This window comes from Kribbella voronezhensis, assembly GCF_004365175.1.
GTDB classification, from domain to species: Bacteria; Actinomycetota; Actinomycetes; order Propionibacteriales; family Kribbellaceae; genus Kribbella; species Kribbella voronezhensis.
Genome location: NZ_SOCE01000001.1, coordinates 3,620,894 through 3,638,419, shown reverse-complemented (window position 1 = coordinate 3,638,419; position 17,526 = coordinate 3,620,894). Strand labels below are relative to the sequence as shown.

General features: G+C 69.0%; 17 protein-coding genes. 9 read left to right on the top strand and 8 right to left on the bottom strand.

What is annotated here, in order from left to right; translation table 11 throughout:
* Positions 1-87 precede the first annotated feature (87 nt).
* Together EV138_RS16745 and EV138_RS16740 are read left to right on the top strand one after the other, a co-directional pair.
* Complete coding sequence (locus EV138_RS16745) at positions 88-807, top strand: SDR family NAD(P)-dependent oxidoreductase (RefSeq protein ID WP_133979846.1); 720 nt, start codon at positions 88-90, stop codon at positions 805-807.
* Positions 804-1,841 carry an S-adenosylmethionine:tRNA ribosyltransferase-isomerase gene (locus tag EV138_RS16740; RefSeq protein WP_133979845.1) on the top strand — a complete coding sequence of 346 codons (1,038 nt, stop codon included), beginning with the start codon at positions 804-806 and terminating at the stop codon, positions 1,839-1,841. The genes EV138_RS16745 and EV138_RS16740 overlap by 4 nt, the downstream gene beginning before the upstream one ends.
* A gap of 266 nt (positions 1,842-2,107) precedes the next feature.
* Here EV138_RS16740 and EV138_RS16735 read toward each other — a convergent pair whose 3' ends face one another.
* From EV138_RS16735 to EV138_RS16725, 3 genes are all read right to left on the bottom strand, one after another.
* Complete coding sequence (locus EV138_RS16735; protein ID WP_133979844.1) at positions 2,108-2,896, bottom strand: sugar phosphate isomerase/epimerase family protein; 789 nt, start codon at positions 2,894-2,896, stop codon at positions 2,108-2,110.
* Positions 2,893-4,833: a DUF4328 domain-containing protein gene (locus EV138_RS16730; protein ID WP_133979843.1), complete on the bottom strand. Its 1,941-nt coding sequence runs from the start codon at positions 4,831-4,833 to the stop codon at positions 2,893-2,895. The genes EV138_RS16735 and EV138_RS16730 overlap by 4 nt, the downstream gene beginning before the upstream one ends.
* A 232-nt stretch (positions 4,834-5,065) precedes the next feature.
* Positions 5,066-5,863 (bottom strand): DUF4328 domain-containing protein, encoded by a 798-nt coding sequence (locus tag EV138_RS16725; RefSeq protein WP_238158181.1) that lies wholly within the window; start codon positions 5,861-5,863, stop codon positions 5,066-5,068.
* 228 nt (positions 5,864-6,091) lie between these two features.
* On the opposite strand from EV138_RS16725, the gene EV138_RS16720 reads away from it, so the two are divergent.
* Positions 6,092-6,574 carry a methylated-DNA--[protein]-cysteine S-methyltransferase gene (locus EV138_RS16720; protein WP_133979842.1) on the top strand — a complete coding sequence of 161 codons (483 nt, stop codon included), beginning with the start codon at positions 6,092-6,094 and terminating at the stop codon, positions 6,572-6,574.
* A 108-nt stretch (positions 6,575-6,682) separates the two neighbouring features.
* Complete coding sequence (locus tag EV138_RS16715; protein WP_133979841.1) at positions 6,683-7,012, top strand: hypothetical protein; 330 nt, start codon at positions 6,683-6,685, stop codon at positions 7,010-7,012.
* A gap of 147 nt (positions 7,013-7,159) precedes the next feature.
* Here EV138_RS16715 and EV138_RS16710 read toward each other — a convergent pair whose 3' ends face one another.
* The gene (locus EV138_RS16710; RefSeq protein WP_133979840.1) at positions 7,160-7,963 is read right to left on the bottom strand and encodes a DUF5324 family protein; all 804 of its coding nucleotides are present in this window, start codon (positions 7,961-7,963) and stop codon (positions 7,160-7,162) included.
* Positions 7,964-8,216: 253 nt separating this feature from the next.
* Here EV138_RS16710 and EV138_RS16705 point away from each other — a divergent pair, with 253 nt between their 5' ends.
* Both EV138_RS16705 and EV138_RS16700 read left to right on the top strand, forming a co-directional pair.
* Complete coding sequence (locus EV138_RS16705; protein WP_133979839.1) at positions 8,217-8,759, top strand: peptidylprolyl isomerase; 543 nt, start codon at positions 8,217-8,219, stop codon at positions 8,757-8,759.
* 60 nt (positions 8,760-8,819) lie between these two features.
* The gene (locus tag EV138_RS16700; protein WP_133979838.1) at positions 8,820-9,560 is read left to right on the top strand and encodes a rhomboid family intramembrane serine protease; all 741 of its coding nucleotides are present in this window, start codon (positions 8,820-8,822) and stop codon (positions 9,558-9,560) included.
* Here EV138_RS16700 and EV138_RS16695 read toward each other — a convergent pair.
* The 3 genes from EV138_RS16695 to EV138_RS16685 form a co-directional block, all read right to left on the bottom strand.
* Positions 9,557-10,825 carry an RNA polymerase sigma factor gene (locus EV138_RS16695; RefSeq protein WP_133979837.1) on the bottom strand — a complete coding sequence of 423 codons (1,269 nt, stop codon included), beginning with the start codon at positions 10,823-10,825 and terminating at the stop codon, positions 9,557-9,559. The two genes, EV138_RS16700 and EV138_RS16695, sit on opposite strands and share 4 nt — an antisense overlap.
* A gap of 1 nt (position 10,826) precedes the next feature.
* Positions 10,827-11,177, bottom strand: a complete 351-nt coding sequence (locus tag EV138_RS16690; protein WP_133979836.1) for a YciI family protein — start codon at positions 11,175-11,177, stop codon at positions 10,827-10,829.
* Positions 11,178-11,256: 79 nt separating this feature from the next.
* On the bottom strand, positions 11,257-11,856 hold the full coding sequence (locus EV138_RS16685; RefSeq protein ID WP_133979835.1) for a TetR/AcrR family transcriptional regulator: 600 nt from the start codon (positions 11,854-11,856) through the stop codon (positions 11,257-11,259).
* A gap of 105 nt (positions 11,857-11,961) precedes the next feature.
* Here EV138_RS16685 and EV138_RS16680 point away from each other — a divergent pair, with 105 nt between their 5' ends.
* Both EV138_RS16680 and EV138_RS16675 read left to right on the top strand, forming a co-directional pair.
* Positions 11,962-13,116, top strand: a complete 1,155-nt coding sequence (locus tag EV138_RS16680; RefSeq protein ID WP_133979834.1) for an FAD-dependent oxidoreductase — start codon at positions 11,962-11,964, stop codon at positions 13,114-13,116.
* 108 nt (positions 13,117-13,224) lie between these two features.
* Complete coding sequence (locus EV138_RS16675) at positions 13,225-14,889, top strand: M14 family zinc carboxypeptidase (RefSeq protein ID WP_166678616.1); 1,665 nt, start codon at positions 13,225-13,227, stop codon at positions 14,887-14,889.
* Here the strand turns inward: EV138_RS16675 and EV138_RS16670 are convergent.
* Positions 14,886-15,887, bottom strand: a complete 1,002-nt coding sequence (locus tag EV138_RS16670; RefSeq protein ID WP_133979832.1) for a LacI family DNA-binding transcriptional regulator — start codon at positions 15,885-15,887, stop codon at positions 14,886-14,888. The two genes, EV138_RS16675 and EV138_RS16670, sit on opposite strands and share 4 nt — an antisense overlap.
* Positions 15,888-16,003: 116 nt before the next feature.
* Between EV138_RS16670 and arfA the strand changes: the two genes are divergently transcribed.
* The gene (gene arfA, locus EV138_RS16665) at positions 16,004-17,503 is read left to right on the top strand and encodes an arabinosylfuranosidase ArfA (protein ID WP_238158180.1); all 1,500 of its coding nucleotides are present in this window, start codon (positions 16,004-16,006) and stop codon (positions 17,501-17,503) included.
* Positions 17,504-17,526: the final 23 nt, after the last annotated feature.

Genomic DNA, 17,526 nt, shown 5'->3' with positions numbered 1-17,526 from the left:
GTTCGCACGGGCGGGTGCGGACCTCCGGCCGGGTCACCGGCCACAGGTCTTGACCTCAAGTTTGCTTGAGGTATGAGAGTGATGGGCATGACTCCCCACTCTCTGACTCGTCCTGTTGCTCTGATCACCGGCGCCTCTGCCGGGCTGGGACTGGCGCTGGCCCATGGGCTCGCCGACCGCGGCTGGGCGTTGATCATCGACGCACGCAGCGCGGACGCACTGAAGGATGCGGCCGACGCACTGGCCGACCGGACGGACGTAGTACCGCTCGCCGGTGACGTGACCGATCCGGAACATCGTGCCGACCTGGTCGAGGCCGTCGGCGAACTCGGCCGCCTCGATCTGCTGGTGAACAACGCGAGCTACCTCGGCCCCAGTCCGCTCCAGCCGTTGGCGGCTGCCGACCTCGACGAACTCCGCCGTGTCTACGAGGTCGACGTGATCGCGCCGATCGCGTTGACCCAGGCGCTCATCCCCGAACTCACCGCCGCAGCCGGCACGGTCGTCAACATCAGCTCCGACGCCGCGGTGGAGGCGTATGAAGGCTGGGGCGGCTACGGTTCCGCGAAGGCAGCACTGGATCACGCGAGCCGGGTGCTGGCCGCCGAACACCTCGACATCGTCGTGTACGCCGTGGACCCCGGCGACCTCCGTACTGCGATGCACCAGGCCGCGTTCCCCGGTGAAGACATCTCGGACCGGCCCGAGCCGGCGTCCGTCGTACCGGCGTTCCTCCAGTTGCTGGACGCCCGGCCGGCCAGCGGGCGCTACCGGGCGGCGGAATTCGCGCCGGCGGTGACCTCGTGAAGGTTCATCCACAGACCCGGTTCACCTTGCCCGACGCGCTGAACGCGGCCGAGCCGCCGGAAGCGCGGGGGTTGGCAAGGGATCAGGTGAAGCTGCTGGTCGCGGAGGGGTCGGCCATCACACATACGCGGTTCGACCGGCTCGGTGATCACCTGCGGGCCGGAGATCTCCTGCTGGTCAACACTTCCGGCACGTTGCCCGCTGCGGTGGACGGCACGTGGATCAGCGGCTCGGGACTTGCGCCGGTGGTCGTGCACTTCTCCACAGCGCTCGACGACGGCACCTGGGTGGTGGAGCTGCGCAACGGCGATTCCCCCTTGTTCGACGGGGCTGTCGGCGATCGGGTGGAGCTGCCCGAAGGAGTGCTCACCCTACTGGCTCCGTACCAGGCGGAGCAGAATCGTTTGTGGCGGGCGAAACCGCCGGTGCAGGACGTGATTGGCTACCTCGGCCGACATGGACGACCGATCACGTACAAGTACGTCGGTAAGCGTTGGCCGCTTCCGCTCTACCAGACCGTGTTCGCCCGCGAACCAGGCAGCGCGGAAATGCCCAGTGCAGCAAGGCCGTTCAGCTTCGAACTGGTGAGCCACCTGGCGGCAGCCGGCGTCCTGATCGCGCCGATCCTCTTGCACTGCGGCGTTTCCTCGCAGGAGAGCCACGAACCGCCGCTGCCCGAGCGGTACGACGTACCGGAGCACACCGCTCGCCTGGTGAACTGGGTGCAGGCGAACGGAGGCCGCGTGATCGCCGTCGGAACCACGGCCGTCCGGGCGATCGAGTCGGCCGTCCGCGCGGATGGTTCAGTGGCCGCCGCGGGCGGGTGGACCGATCTCGTCCTCGGGCCGGAGCACCCGGCTCGCGTGGTCGACGGACTGGTCACCGGCATGCACGCCCCGGAGGCGTCGCACCTGCTGCTACTGGAGTCCGTCGTCGGACCCGGGGTTGTCCAGCGTGCCTACGACGCCGCCCTCGAGCGCAGTTACCTCTGGCACGAGTTCGGCGACGTCTCCCTGCTGCTCCGGGACCGGTAGCGCCGGGGGCTCGTTGCCGGGGCGGGCTCGTTTGTCCACCGCGCGCGGGCTCACCGGAGCCACCACCTGACCGAGTGGTCCGCGGCTCCGTGACAAGTCTGGGCATACCTCATGGCGAGTCCTTCACCTGTTCGGTCCCCCGTCGGGACGTCATCACTTGTGACGACTCAGGTGTACCCGTTGTCATGCATGGAGGCAGGACCGACTCCGAATTGTGGCCTAGGCCAAATAGTTCAACCCTGAATGACCGACCCGGCCGAGCCGTTTCAGCCGGTGGTGATCCAATTCCAGGTGGCCGGAAGCGCCTCGTCGAGTGGGGGCAGGTGGGGATGCCACTTCAGCTCCCACTCGAGCGAAAGCCAGTACGGCGTACCGTGCAGGGCCGCCAGGAGTTGGCCGATCGGGAAGTCGCCGGCGCCGATCGCCACCGGCTTGAAGCCCTGGGTCGAGTCGCTGTCCTTGATCTGGACGAAGTCGATCCACGGCCGGAGGAGGTCGAGCGCCTCGGCCGGGGTCTCGCCGTGGCTCCAGGTATGCGCGCTGTCCCAGATCACCTTGGCGTTGTGTCCCGGCGACTCGGCGTCGAGCAGAGCGCACAAGGCGGCCATCCGGCGGCCGGCCGAGTGCGAGTCGTGGGTCTCCAGGAAGATGTGGACGTCCTTCGGAGCCGTCGTGACGCGATCGAGGGCGCGCAGCTCGCCGGGGGTCGGGCCGTCCGTCGTACCGGCCGGATCGTCCCCGGCCGGATCGTCACCGGGGAAGACGCGGACGCCGCGGGCGCCGAGGTCGGCGGCGAGTTCGAGATGCGCTTCGAGGGGTTGGTCCTCGACCGCGCAGAGCCGCACGTAGCTGCTGACCGCGAGAATCTCCAGTCCGGCGTCCTCGATCCGGTTGCGGAGCGTACGGCGCTCGGCCGGACTCAGCCCGATGTGGGTGAACTCGTCCTCGGAAGCCCGCAGTTCCAGCCCGCCGATTTTGTTGCGGCGCGCGAGGTCGAGGACGTGGTCGAGCGACGCGCCCGCACACCCGAGAGTGGAGAAGGCGAGGTCGGTCATACCCAACGGCGGCGGGGAACGGTCCGGGGAGCGGTGGTCTCGGAGTCGTCGGCGGCCGGCGGCTGGGCCGGCTCGTACGAGTACGGCGTCTGCTGCTGCTCGGTTGCCGACTGCTCCGGGGTGTGGGTGCTGTAGTCCGTAGCGCCGTACGTCTCGGGGGTGTAGTTCGGGCTGTACGACTCGTAGCTCTCGGTGCCGTAGTCCGTGTAGGAGCTCTGCGAGTAGGACGCGTCGTAGGACGAGGTGTAGCTGTCGTACGACGGCTCCGCTGCTGCCGCCGAGTAGCTCGTCTCCGGAGCGCTGTAGCTGGTCTCCGGCGTCGAGTAGTCGTAGGAGGACGAGTAGTCCGTGTTGTAGGACTCGTAGCTCGAGGAGGCCGCGGGGGCCTCGTACGCCGAGTACGTCGTCTCCGGCGCGTACGCGGGCTCCGGGGTGTAGCTGGTCTCCGGCGTGTACGCCGGCTCCGGCGAGTAGGACGGCTCCGGCCCGTACGACGGGACGGTCGGCAGCGGCTTCGACGGGGTCAGGTAGTCGTCGTCCTGCCCGTACCCGATGGTCGAGGGGCTGTCCACCGCGACCCGAGCGGCCCGGCGTCCGGCGCGCGCAACAGGTTCGGGCGCGGGCTCCGGCTCGGGAGCGGCGGTCGGCTCCGACGGCTTGTAGTAGTCGGAGGACGAGGTCTCGTAGGAGTACGGCTCGGAGTACGAGCTGGCCCAGGACGGCTCGCTGGTCTCGTACGACGTCGAGGTGTACGAGGTGTCGACCAGGGACAGCGAGGGCGGTGCGACCGTCTCGGCCTGCCAGCTCGGCACCGGCGCGGACAGCAGGTCGTCGTTCGAAGGGGTCGAGTAGGAGTTCGATGTGGCCCAGGTCGGGCTGTCCAGGCCGGCCGGGGTCGGCTGGTACGACGGGGTGGCCTCTTCGACCGGGCTGGTCAACGTGCCGGTGTCGTCACCCCACGAGTCGACCGGGCGGTAGTGCGGGTTCGCGGAGGCCTGCTCCTGCCAGCTTTCGGCGACCGGTGCGAACGGGCTCCACTTCGGGGCCTCCTCGGCGCCGCCGCCGGCCAGTTGCAGGGCCGGCTCCGGCTGACGCTCGAGGCGCAGGGCCGGCGGGACCGCGATCGGCTCGCTGATCGCCTGCTGCTCGGAGGTGTCGTCGTCGGCGTACGTCGGGACGGCGGTGAGCTTCGGCTCGCGCTGGTCCCACCACGGCACCCACTCGCGGCTGGTCTGCATCGAGTTGATCTTGCGGATCACGAAGGTGGCCGCGACCGCCGAGACCGCGGTCAGGATCAGCGACGCCGTACCGGCCAGGGCGATCCCGCGCAGCGAGCCGACGGTGGCGTCCATCCACATCAGGAACCGGCGGATCACCACGTCGAACGCGAGAGCGCCGACCCAGGTGCACCACCACACCTTGGTGAGGAGAGGCTTCCTGAGCCGGCGCAAGTCGTCGGCGTACACAGGCGTCTTCGGATCACTGGCGAGCCAGACGTCGTCGACGATCTGCTTGGGATAGAAGAGGTTCGGTCCGGGGCAGAACCAGCTCGCCAGCACCCAGCCGTGACTGCGCCGGTGGTCGGCCTGGCAGAGCACCTCGGAGTTGACCCGCGCGCGCCACAGCCAGATCACGAAGACGACGGCGGCGGCGACCGAGACGAGCACGTTCGGGTACGCGGTGATCCTGGCGATGGCGTCGGCGCGGTTGAGATCCGCGTCGTCGACGTTCGGGCCGCCGCCCAGGTAGGTGTGGACGACGCCGTAGGTGTTCCAGTCGGACCAGGTCGCGATCAGGTGCGTCACCGTGGACGCGCCGAGCAGCGCGACCGCGATCCGGCCGATCCTGTCGACCGGCTGGAACTCCTCCGCGGCGTGCGGTTGCCACACTTCGGGCTCTTCGGCAGCGGACAGCGCTGCTGGTTGCGGGTGGCTCACGTCTTGCGTCCCTCGCGTTGCTGGAACTCCGTCTGTTCGGCGTTTCGATCGAATCCTGCCCCCGCGTGACCGAGCCACATTGATACCACGAAGTAAGTACGACTGTGGAGTCGGTGCCAGCACAGAGGGTATCGACTTAACGAGTTCTTTTCGTACGCCCATCACCACTTGTAACGAGCGATTGAACCGTCCGTGACGGGTTTCCTTTACCGGGCAGCTTTCCGGATCGGCGTCACGACCCCGGCGAGCGGAACGGCGGCGGAGCCTGGTCGGCGGCCCACCACGGCGTCCATGGGCGGCTGATCTGCAGGTCGTTGATGCGCTTGATCAACATCATGGCGAGCACCGCAGCGGCCGTCGTTGCGACCGCCGAGATGCTGGACAGTACGGCGTTCGTCCGGAGCTCACCGAGCTGCGGTACGCCGTCCAGCGTGCTCCGCTGCGCCACGTTGCCGAGCACCAGCCCGACCACCCAGGTGATCCACCACGCCCAGACCAGCCGGGTGCCCGGAATGCTGCGCAGGCTGACGGTGTGCGGCGAGGTCCGCGGATCGCTGGCCGCGACGATGTCGTCGACCACCCACTTCGGATACCAGAGGTTCACCACCGGACAGATCCAGCTGCCGAGCACCCAGCCCCTGGTCAGCCGGTGCTCGCCGCGGCAGAACATCTCCGCGTTCCAGCGCACCCGCCAGAGCCAGACGATGAAGACCACGGCGGCCGCGAACAAGGCCAGTGCGGAGACGATGCCCGTCGAGCCGGAGATCAGGTCGGCCTCGGCCAGCTTCGCGTCGTCGCCCGGGTAGCTCTTGAGCGCGCCGTACGAGTTCCAGTCGGCCCAGGCGGAGGCCCAGCTCGCCACCGTGTCCACACCGATCAGGATCGAGGCGCTGAGCCCCATCGCCTGCTCCGAGGTGAACCAGCGGTCCATCGGCGGCGGCTGGGGCACCCGCTGCGCCCCGGCCGGCGTCCGCTCGCCGTACGCCGGTACGTCGTACGGGTTCGGCTCGTACGCCGACGGACCGGTCACCCTGCACCCCTCGTCGCCGGGCCCGGCGCCAGGGATGAGCGGCCGGGCGATGTCCGCCCTTGTGCAGCGGGGAATCAGAAATAGCACAACCCGGCGTAGCCGGGCGAGAACCATGCGTGTCGATGGCGCGCCGGGTGGTGCGCCATCCCGGTTCCCCGCCGCGCGGACGGCGAAAACTGTCGGTGCCGGGGCGGAGAATCAAACTTGTTGAGGCAGAAAGGACGACCCATGCGCTGGTCCGTGATCGATTCGCCCATCGGTGACCTGTCGTTGGCCGCGGACGACGTCGGGCTGTGCCGGTTGCGGATGGGGACGGCCGAGGTCGAGCCGGGGATCGTCCGCGACAAGGTGCTGCTGCTCGCGCAGGAGGAGCTGAAGGCGTACTTCGCCGGCGAGCTGACCGAGTTCTCGGTCCCGCTGTCGGTGCCGGGCGGGTCGGAGTTCGAGCGCGCCGTCTGGCAGCAACTCCGCCGGATCCCGTACGGCGAGATGCAGACGTACGGCGAGGTCGCCAGGATCGTCGGCGACGCCGGTGCGGCCCGCGCGGTCGGAGTGGCCTGCAACCGCAACCCGATCGCCGTCGTCGTGCCGTGCCACCGGGTGGTCGGCGCCGGCGGCAAGATGGTCGGGTTCGGCGGCGGGATCCCGCGCAAACGCCACCTGCTCGAGCTCGAGGCGCGGGTCAGTTTCGAAACGCTGTGGGGTCAGTGAAAAGCTCTCGTTCGCGGTGAGCCCGTCGCGGTCTACCATCACCACGGGTAACGCCCGTGCTACACACTGCCCCCACCGCTCCGACCCCCTGCCCCGGAGACGAACGAGATGACCCAGACCCCGTCCGACTCATCGCCCAACCCCGACCTGAGCGATCTGATGGACAAGAGCGCCGAAGAGTGGTCGGCCCCCGAGATCCAGGACGCCGCGCGGTCGGCGATGCAACTGCACGCCCCCGATCGTGAGCCGCTGACCTGGATCAAGCGCTTCGGCGTCGTGCCCTGGCTGCACCGCAACGACGCCGTCTGCCGCGAGTGCGGCGGCACCTATCCCTGCATCACCCACCGCTACGCGACCCAGCTACTCTCCGCGGGCCGAATCACCACCACCCGCCCACCCACCGAAGAAGAAGACACCCCCGGCCCGATCACCACATGAGCCGTGCCAGCCTCTGGTCCAGGCGAGGTTTTGCGGTCAACCGAGGCTGTGAGTAGCCGGTGGCGGAGCCGGTCGAAGGTTTCTGACATGACGAAGGCCGCGAGCCCCCGAGGGGGTCGCGGCCTTCGCCGTTGCGGTTGGTGCGGGTCAGGACTCGGACGGCTTGGTGCTGTTCGAGCCGGTGGACCGGCGCGGAGTGCCGGTGGCCTTCTTGGCGGCACCGTTCGAGGCGGAGACGTCGGTCTTGGTCTCGTCGGCCTTCACCTCGGCCTTGTCCTCGGTGCTGTCCTCGGTCTTGGCATCGGTCTGAGCGTCGGTCTTGCCGTTGGCGGCGGCGACGTTGGCCGCGCCTTCCGCGGCGGTCGGCGCGGTGCCGGCCGGCTTGTCGGCGGCGGGGCGCGTCGTCGTACCGGCGGGGGCCGAGCTGTAGTCGCGGCCGCTGGTCGGGGTCGACTGCCAGGCCGGCTCCGGCGGCGTGAGGAGCTTCTTCACCGCGGCGGCGGCCAGCGCCCCGAACCCGAGGAACAGCACCACCTTGCGCAGCTTGTGGCTCTTCTTCGGCGCGTCGATCTCACCCTTGAGCGCGGCCTTGGTGGCCTTGCCCCGGCGCGAGGTCTCCTCCATCACCGGCTCGGCGGCGGCCGCCAGGGTGGCCAGTGCGGCGGTCACCTTCGGCAGCACGTCGTCATTGAACCGCTCGCGGGCCTTCTCGGCCGCGTGCTCGGTGGCCGGACCGACCTTGCTCAACGCGTCGTCGATCACCGGGCCCGCCTTCTCGACCGCCGCGTGCGCGAGCGTGGCGCCGCGCTCGACGGCCTTCTCGGCGTACGGCGACACCTTCTCCCGTGCGGTGCCCACGGCCGGCGCGACCCGTTGCGATGCCGATTCGGCGAACGGCCGGACCCGGTCCTTCGCGGACTCGACCCGGCCCTTGGACTTCAACAAACCCACGGTTCCTCCTCGGCGGCGCCCCGTCGCTGACGCCTGACTTACTGGCCCATCGGCGACATGGACGACCTGGTACGGCTCTGGACATTTCCGGCTTCGTCTGCATCGTACGTCGTACCCAGGCGATAAACGCTCCAGGCCGACCCGGACCCACCCCTGGTCTTGCGGAAACCGCTGACCGGCGCCTCGATGCGGGTCCGGTTGGCGTCGCATGACAGGATCGATGCCGTAAGCCGTAACCGATGAGGAGTATCTCGTGGCCGAAGAACTGTTCGCGACGCTGCAGACGACGAAGGGCGATGTCGTCATCAAGCTGTTCCCCGATCACGCCCCGAAGACGGTGCAGAACTTCGTCGGCCTGGCCGAGGGCACCAAGGAGTGGACCGACCCGCAGACGGGTCAGCCGAGCCACGAGCGGTTCTACGACGGCCTCGGTTTCCACCGGGTGATCGACGGGTTCATGATCCAGGGCGGTTGCCCGCTCGGCACCGGCACCGGCTCGCCGGGCTACGCCTTCGACGACGAGATCCACCCGGAGCTGCAGTTCGACCGCCCGTACCTGCTGGCGATGGCGAACGCGGGCATCCAGTTCGGCAAGGGCACCAACGGCTCGCAGTTCTTCGTGACCGTGGTCCCGACCCCGCACCTGAACCGCAAGCACACCATCTTCGGCGAGGTCGTCGACGACGAGTCGAAGAAGGTCGTGGACGCGATCGCGACCGCGAAGACCGCGCCGGGCGACCGGCCGATCGAGCCGATCGTGATCAACAGCGTCAAGATCGAGCGCAAGACCGTCTGATCCAGCCACCGGCCGGCCGCTACCGCGACCAGCCGGTGAACTAGTGCGAAGGACCACGGCGTGACCGACACCGTCTGCTACCGGCACCCGGATCGGCCCGCCGGGGTCCGATGCCAGCGTTGTGACCGGCCGATCTGCCCGGCCTGTATGAACAGCGCGGCCGTCGGGTTCCAGTGCCCGTCCTGTTTCACCGAAGGCGTCCGCTCGGTGCCTCGCACCCGGACGTCGCTGGGCGGCGTCCAGCGCGGCAACCCGCAGATCGTCACGATCAGCATGCTGGCGCTCAATGTGCTGGTGTTCATCGCCGTCCGGACCGGCAGTCAGCGGGTGGTCAACGACCTGGTGCTGGTCCCGGTGCTGGTCGACACCGAGCCGTGGCGACTGCTCACCTCGGCGTTCACGCACGTGCAGATCTTCCACATCTTCTCGAACCTCTTCATGCTGTGGCAGCTCGGCCCGCCACTGGAGCAGATGCTCGGCCGGCTCCGGTTCGCCGTGCTCTACCTGCTCTCCGCGCTGGGCGGCGGGGTCGCCGTCTGGATCCTCGGCGCTCCGGGCAGCGCGACCCTCGGAGCCTCCGGCGCGGTGCTCGGCCTGGTCGGCGCACTACTGGTGATCAGCAAGGCCCGCGGCCTCGACATCACCTGGATCCTCATGTACGTCGCGGTCACCGCGGTGCTCTCCTTCGCGATCCCGAACATCTCCTGGGAAGGACACCTCGGCGGCTTCGTCGTCGGCGCCGCGGTCGCCTGGCTCTTCCTCCAGGACACCAAGCGCCGCCAGAACAAGGCGCGCGTCTAGCGGTCTGTCCCCGCTGACTGGCCGGGTTCATCGCCGAGCTCCGCCAGGCGTTGCCGGAGCGTCTCGCGTTCGGCCGCGTTCTCGGTGAAGGTGAGCGCTTCCTCGTAGGCGGATCGCGCCTCCCGCTCACGCCCGAGTCGTCGCAGGAACTCGCCGCGGGCGACAGCGGCGTACGGGTAGGTGGCGAGCTGGGGCTCGGTGGCCAGTTCCTCGAGCGCGGCCAGTCCCGCCTCGGGTCCGGCAGCGAATCCCTTGGCGACCGCGCGGTTCAGCGCCGCCACGGGTGAAGGCCGGCGAGCGAGCAGTACGTCGTACAGGCCGACGATCTCTGTCCAGTCGGTGGCTTCCCACGTCGGCGACTCGGAGTGGACGGCCGCGATGGCTGCCCGTACGGCGAATTGCCCGGCCGGCCCGCGTCGCAAGGCTCGGCGTACGAGGGCCTGCCCCTCCCGGATGGCCGCTTGATCCCACCGACCGCGGTCTTGATCGGCCAACAGAACGGGCGTGCCGGTCGAGTCGAGCCGGGCCGCGCGACGGGCGTCGGTGAGCAGCATCAGCGCGAGAAGAGCGGTGACCTCTGGGTCGCTGGGCAGTAGTTCGGTGAGCATCCGGGCCAGGTCGAGGGCGCGGGAGATCAGTTCGGTGTTCATCAGGTCGGGGCCGTTGGGGGCGACGTGCCCGGTGGTGAACAGCAGGTCGACCACTGTCAGTACCGTGCCGATGCGCTCGGACAGATTCTCGGCGTCCGGGATCCGGTAAGGGATCCGCGCCACCGCGATCTTCTTCTTCGCCCGGGTGATCCTGGCCGCCATCGTGGATTCGGTGACCAGGAACGCCCGGGCGATCTCCGCGGTGGTGAGTCCGCAGACCAGCCCGAGCGTGAGCGCCACCTGTGCCTCGGGGGCCAGCGCGGGGTGGCAGCAGGTGAAGATCAGCCGCAACCGCTCGTCGGCGATGTCCTCGCCGTCCGCCGGTCCGCTCGCGACCTCGTCGTCGGCCAGCAGCGGCAGCGCCGCGCGGAAGGACGCCTCCCGCCGGATCAGGTCGATGGCCCGGTTCCGCGCCGTCGTGGTGAGCCAGGCGCCTGGTCGCGCCGGAATTCCGGTCTCCGACCAGGCGGTGAGCGCCTTGGCGTAGGCGTCCTGGACGCATTCCTCGGCCAGGTCCAGATCGCGGGTGACCCGGGCCGTCGCCGCGAGGACGAAGGCCCACTCCTTGCGGTGGGCGAGCGCAACCGCTTCGGCGACGGCCGGGTCGTCCGCCATGTCAGTGCATCGGCCGTACTTCGACGGCCGCGTCGCCCACCTTGCCGAAGTACGGCAGCTTCTTCGCCGCGGCCAGCGCTTCGTCGAGTGTCGCCACATCGATGATGTAGTAGCCGCCGAGGGCTTCCTTCGTCTCGGCGTACGGCCCGTCCGTCAGCAGGAAGCCACCCTGGCCGTCCTCCCGTACGACGGTCGCCGCCGACGACCGTTGCAGGTGGCCACTGCCGACGATGACGTCCTTGTGCTCGCGGGCGAACGCCTCGTGCCCCTCGTCGTGGGCCCGGTGGACCTCGGCGGAGGCGGCGTCGTAGTCGGCCTCGTTGTCGTGGATGAGCAGCAGATATCGAGCCATGGTCGCTGTCCTTTCGTGGGGTCTGTTCACCTGGACGACGAACGGTGCGAGCCCGTAATCGACAGGGTGACCCGTCAGTTCAGGGCGTACCGGTGAGGTAGCGGGTGATCGTGGGACTCAGCCAGGCGACGGCTTCGGCTCGGGTGAGTGCTGCTACCGGTTCGAGTTCGAGGACGTAGCGGCAGAGGGCGAAGCCGAGTGCCTGGGTGGCGACCAGGCCGGCTCGCGTCGCGATGGTGCCGACGTCCGCGGGGTCGGTCAGGCGAGCGATCATCGGGCCGAGTTGGCCGGCGAACAGGTCGCGCATCCGGTCGGCGGCCACCGGGTTGGTGACGCTGGCACGAAGCAGGGCCTTGAGGGACTCGTCGTCCTCCCAGCGGTTCAGGAAGTGGTCGATCAGCGCCGCTCCGGCCTCGTCGGGCGGCAGGGCGCTGAGGTCGGGCAGCCGCAGGTCGAACTCGGCCGCCGCGGCGAACAGCTTCTCCTTGTTGCCGAAGTAGCGCATCACCATCGCCGGGTCGATCGCCGCGTCGGCCGCGATCGCCCGGATCGTCGCCCGCTCGTACCCGTCGGCCGCGAACCGCTCCCGCGCCGCCCCCAGAATCGCCGCCCGACTCCGATCCGACCGCCGCCCACCCCCCGCGTCCGCCGCGGCCTCAGCCTGCGTCTTCTCCGTCATGGAGCCACCGTAGGTCAACAAGTGTTGACTTGGGAAGCCGGTGCGTTCTACAGTCAAGTCAACAAGCGTTGGCCAACAGATGTTGACCTGGAAGGAGCAGAGGAAATGAACGGAATCCCCGAGCACACCGAGGTGCTGGTCGTAGGCGCCGGGCCCGTCGGCCTGGCAGTGGCGGTCTCGCTCGCCGGCCACGGTCGTGAGGTCGCGGTCGTCGACCGGCAGGCGGCGGGTGCGAACACCTCGCGCGCCTCGGTCATCCACCCGCGGACGCTGGAGATGCTGGAGCAGCTCGGCGTCGCGAAGCGCCTGACCGAGCTCGGCCGCCACGTCGAGCAGTTCAACATCGCCGACGCCGACCGCACGCTGGTCCCGATCCGGTTCGACCATCTGCCGACCGACTACCCGTACGTCCTGATGATTCCGCAGAGCACCACCGAGCAGGTCCTGCTGGAGCGCCTCGAGGAACTGGGAGGCAAGGTCCACCGACCGTACGTCGCCTCCGGTGTCCGCCAGACCGAGGACGGCGCCGAGGTGACGCTGGAGAGCGGCGAGGTGATCCACGCGCAGTACGTCGTGGCCGCGGACGGGATGAACAGCCGGATCCGTGATCTCGCCGGGCTCGGTTTCGCGGGCGACGACGTGTTGCCGCTGAACTTCACCCTCGCCGACGTCCGGGTCGAGAGCGGCCTGCCGCCGGACGAAGTACTGCTGTACTTCTCCCGCCCCGGCATGCTCGTCGCCGCTCCCCTGCCCGACGGCTCCTTCCGTCTGGTCGCCGAGGTCGACGACGCGCCGGAGCACCCGGATGTGGCGTATGCGCAGCGGCTGCTCAACGCCCGTGGCCCGCAGCGGTCGACGGCCCGGGTGACCGAGGTGATCTGGGGATCCCGCTTCCGGATCCACGAGCGGGTGGCCGACCGGTACCGCGACCGGCGGATCGTGCTGGCCGGCGACGCCGCCCACACCCACAGCCCGGCCGGCGGTCAGGGGATGAACCTCGGCCTGCGCGACGCCGTCACGCTAGGCGACGCGCTCGCAGAAGCGCTCACCACCGGCAACGAGGACGGACTGGACGCCTACGCGACCGAGAACCGCGCCGAGGCCGTTCGCGTCGTCTCGCTGGCCCACCGCCTGACCCGCCTGGCCACCGTTCCTCCCGTACTGCGGCCCGCCCGCAACGCGGGTCTTCACCTGCTCTCCTACCTGCCCGGCTTCCGCAGGGCCCTCGCCGAGCAACTCTCCGCACTCGGTCACCGCTGACTGAGCGCGACTGTTTCCCCGCACAGATCGCCGAACAGCTTCCACGGGGATCGCAAGGGCCCTACGCTCCAGTTACCCATTGCGATAGCCTCACTACTGGAGGTCACCGTGTCCCATCCCGCCCGATGGCACCGACTCATCCCCTTGGCGATAGCGGCGGTGCTCGCCGTCGGTGCAGGCAGCCAGGTCCAGGCTGCGCCACCACCCGATCACAAGGCCCAGGCCTCCGCGAACGCCGAGCTGATCCAGTTGCTGCGGGTCAGCACCCCGACCGCGGCGGACAAGCAGCGGCTGAACACCCTGGATCTCGATCTGGCCGAGTCGGCGGGGAAGGGCTTCGTCGACCTGGTTGCCTATGGCAACCATGACCGACGCCTGCTGCAACTGGCCGGATTCCGCTGGACAGTGATCGAGGACGACCTGGTCGGCGCCGACAAGGAACGCGAGGCCGCCGACGCGGCGTACGCGAAAGCCGTTGAGAACAAGGCGATCAAGGCGACCTTGCCGAGCGGGCGTACGGCGTACCGGCAGCTTGCCGACTACAACAATGAGCTCGCGGCGCTGGCCACGCAGTACCCGACGAAGGTCAAGCAGTTCACGGTGAAGAACACCTCGCTCGAAGGCCGGACGATCCGCGGGATCGAGGTCAGCCACGACGTCACCACCAGCAACGGCAAGCCGGTGTTCCTGATGGTCGGACTGCATCACGCGCGCGAATGGCCGTCGGGTGAGCTGACGATGGAGTTCGCCTACGACCTGCTGAAGAACGACGGTGTGGACCCGCGGATCACCAACATCCTGGAGAAGGCGCGGGTGATCTTCGTGCCGGTGGTGAACCCGGACGGCTTCAACCTGAGCCGCACCCTCGGCTACGAGATGAAGCGGAAGAACTGCCGCGTCACCGACGGGCAGATCCCCACCAGCGGCCAGTGCGCGCAGTCGGCGAACCAGTCCAAGGGCACCGACCTGAACCGCAACTACTCCGGTTTCTGGGGCGGTCCGGGTGCGTCCAGCAGCCTGACCTCCGAGACGTACCGCGGCGCGAGCGCCTTCAGCGAGCCGGAGTCGCGCAACATCCAGGCACTCGTCTCTGCGAACCAGGTGACCACCCTGATCACCAACCACACCTACTCGAACCTCGTACTGCGCGAGCCGGGCTACGCGGGCGCCGGCAACACCCCGGACGAGGCGATCTACAAGTCGCTCGGCGATCAGATGGCCGCCCAGAACGGGTACACCAGCCAGTTCAGCTACGAGTTGTACGACACCACCGGAACGACGGAGGACTGGTCGTACTACGCGACCGGCGGGCTCGGGTTCACCTTCGAGCACGGCGCGAACAGCTTCCACCCGGCGTTCTCGAACGTGGTCAACTACTACTACGGCTCGGGCAGTACGGCAGGCAAGGGCAACCGGGCCGCCTTCCTGCTCGCGGCCGAGAGCACCATCAACCCCGCGAGGCACTCGATCATCACCGGAACCGGTCCGGCCGGAGCCGTACTGCGGTTGAAGAAGTCGTTCAGCACCAAGACGTGGAACGGCACCAGCCTGCCCGACGTGCTGGACACCACGATGGTGGTGCCGGCGGGCGGCACCTACACCTGGCACACGAACCCGTCGACCCGGCCGAGCGTCGTACAGCAAGGCGGGACCGAGGCGTGGACCCTGACCTGTGAGCGGCCGACCGGTCAGGTGCTGGAGACCCGGCAGGTGACGGTGGCCCGTGGCGCCAGTGTCACGGCCAACCTGACGACCTGCGCAGCCGCCTTCTAGCCGCCGGTCGATTCCCGGATCGTCAACGTGTACGGGACGGTGAGGTCGCGGCGGTCGGCCTCACCGGTGCCGGCGATCCGGTCGAGCAGCAGCGCGACCGCGTTCTCGGCCAGCCATTCCTTGTCGGCGGAGATCGTGGTCAGCGACGGCGAGTGGTACCGGCCGTCCTCGATGTCGTCGAAACCGATCACGGCGACGTCCTTCGGTGCGGACAGGCCGGCATCGGTCAGCGCCCGGAGTGCACCGATGGCCATCAGGTCGTTGAAGCAGAAGACGGCATCAGGTGGTTCGGGGAGGGCCAGCAGTTCGCGCATCGAGGCGGCGCCGTCCTCGCGGTGGTAGCCGGGGCCGCCCACCTCCAGCGCCGGATCCAGGGCGAGGCCGGCTGCCTTCAGCGCCTTGCGGTAGCCCTTCCGCCGGACCGAGCCGGTGCCCGCGCCCCCGCCGACCCCGATCGCCGCGATCCGGCGCCGGCCGATCGAGACCAGGTGCATGGTCGCGTCGAACGAGGCCTGCACCGAGTCGACCGCGACGTGGTCGAAGGTGCCGCCGGGGTGCCGCTCACCCAGCAGCACCAGCGGTTTGGCGGTGTCGGCCGAGGTGATCCGGGCCGGCGCGGTGGTGATCGGCGAGAAGATGATGCCGTCGATCAACTGCCCGCGCATCCCGTCCAGGACGAGCTTCTCGGCGGCCGCCTCGCCCTCGGTCTGGTCGATCAGCACCGTGATGCCCCGCTTCTTGGCGGCCCGGCTGATCGCGGCGCCGAGCTCCGCGAAGTACGGCGAGGCCATCTCCGGGACGGCCAGCGCGATGAAGTCGGACCGGCCCTTGCGCAGCGAGCGAGCGCTGACGTTCGGGGTGTAGTCGAGCTCGGCGATCGCGGCCTCGACCTTGGCCCGGGTGCGCGCGGTGATGTGCGGGTAGTCGTTGATGACGTTGGACACCGTCTTCACCGAGACGCCGGCCCGCGCGGCCACATCGCTCAGCCTGGTCGCCATCGGTTCTCCCCTCACACCCGGTTGTCGCCTGAGTCTGTCACGTGAGCTCTTTACAGGTGATGTCAAACGTTGAAAAACTCCGGGTTAATCGTTGTAAAGGCTATCCAGGAGGATTTGTGGCTCGTCTCGCGGTCGACCCCTCGTTCGTGGTCGGAGCCCTCGACCGGCGCCTGTTCGGCTCGTTCGTCGAACACATGGGCCGCTGTGTCTACACCGGCATCTACGAACCGGGTCACGCCGCCGCCGATGCCGACGGGTTCCGCGAGGACGTGCTCGCGCTGATCCGCGAACTCGGCGTCACGGCGGTCCGCTACCCGGGCGGCAACTTCGTCTCCAACTACCAGTGGGAGGACGGCGTCGGCCCGAAGGACGAGCGCCCGCGGCGGCTGGACCTGGCCTGGCGGGCGATCGAGCCGAACCAGTTCGGCACCGACGAGTTCGTCGCCTGGTCCCGCAAGGCGGGTGTCGAGCCGATCTGGGCGGTCAACCTCGGCACCCGCGGGATCACCGAAGCGGTTCAGTTGCTGGAGTACTGCAACCTGCCGGCCGGCACCGAGTTGCCGGACCGGCGGGTCCGCAACGGCAGCAAGGAGCCGCACGGCATCAAGGTCTGGTGCCTGGGCAACGAGATGGACGGACCGTGGCAGATCGGCCACAAGACCGCCGAGGAGTACGCCCGGCTCGCCGAGGAGACCGCCAACGCGATGCGGCGGGTCGACCCCGGGCTCGAACTCGTCGCCTGCGGCTCCAGCAACGCCGGGATGCCGACCTTCGGCGACTGGGAGCGCACCGTCCTCGAGCGCACCTACGACCTGGTCGACCACATCTCCCTGCACGCGTACTACGAACCGAAGGACGGCGACCGGACCAGCTTCCTGGCCAGCGCCGAGGGGATGGACCGGTTCATCGACTCCGTCGTCGCCACCGCCGACCACGTGAAGGCGCTCAAGCGCAGCGACAAGGCGATCACCTTGTCGTTCGACGAGTGGAACGTCTGGCGCCAGCAGGACTTCCCCGGCGAACTCGGCCTCGACATCCGCGAGGTGAGCCCGCTGATCGAGGACGTCTACACCGTCGACGACGCGGTCGTGATCGGCAGCCTGCTGATCACCCTCCTCCGGCACGCCGATCGCGTGAAGATCGCGTGTCTCGCCCAGTTGGTCAACGTGATCGCCCCGATCCGGACCGAGCCTGACGGCCGCGCCTGGCGGCAGACGATCTTCCACCCGTTCGCGCTGACCGCGAAGTACGCCGGGGGCACGGTGCTGCGGACCGAGGTCGCCGGTGGCCCCGAGGTGGAGACCGCGCAGTACGGGCGGGTGTGCGCGTTGTGGAGCACCGCGACGTACGACGAGAGCACCGGCGAGGTGGCCGTCTTCGTGGTGAATCGGAGCGAGACGGACGCGATCGACTTCGAAGTACCGGTGTTCGCCGGGCACCAGCTCGTCGAGCACCTCGCGCTGAACGACGACGACCGGACTGCCGTGAACACCGCCGATGATCCCGATCGCGTGGTCCCACGTCAGGTCACCGGGACGAATGTTGCCAACGGCATCTGCACGGCCACGCTGCCGCCCGCGTCGTGGCACCTGATCAGGCTCGCACCGACTGACTGACGCCCACCAGCAGAGAGGACCCG

What these genes read in the sequence shown, in the direction of transcription:
- EV138_RS16695 (WP_133979837.1), bottom strand. Translation starts at nt 10,825, where the DNA reads ATGGCGGACGACCCGGCCGTCGCCGAAGCGGTTGCGCTCGCCCACCGC.
- EV138_RS16690 (WP_133979836.1), bottom strand. Translation starts at nt 11,177, where the DNA reads ATGGCTCGATATCTGCTGCTCATCCACGACAACGAGGCCGACTACGAC.
- EV138_RS16735 (WP_133979844.1), bottom strand. Translation starts at nt 2,896, where the DNA reads ATGACCGACCTCGCCTTCTCCACTCTCGGGTGTGCGGGCGCGTCGCTC.
- EV138_RS16745 (WP_133979846.1), top strand. Translation starts at nt 88, where the DNA reads ATGACTCCCCACTCTCTGACTCGTCCTGTTGCTCTGATCACCGGCGCC.
- EV138_RS16680 (WP_133979834.1), top strand. Translation starts at nt 11,962, where the DNA reads ATGAACGGAATCCCCGAGCACACCGAGGTGCTGGTCGTAGGCGCCGGG.
- EV138_RS16720 (WP_133979842.1), top strand. Translation starts at nt 6,092, where the DNA reads ATGCGCTGGTCCGTGATCGATTCGCCCATCGGTGACCTGTCGTTGGCC.
- EV138_RS16685 (WP_133979835.1), bottom strand. Translation starts at nt 11,856, where the DNA reads ATGACGGAGAAGACGCAGGCTGAGGCCGCGGCGGACGCGGGGGGTGGG.
- EV138_RS16670 (WP_133979832.1), bottom strand. Translation starts at nt 15,887, where the DNA reads ATGGCGACCAGGCTGAGCGATGTGGCCGCGCGGGCCGGCGTCTCGGTG.
- EV138_RS16715 (WP_133979841.1), top strand. Translation starts at nt 6,683, where the DNA reads ATGACCCAGACCCCGTCCGACTCATCGCCCAACCCCGACCTGAGCGAT.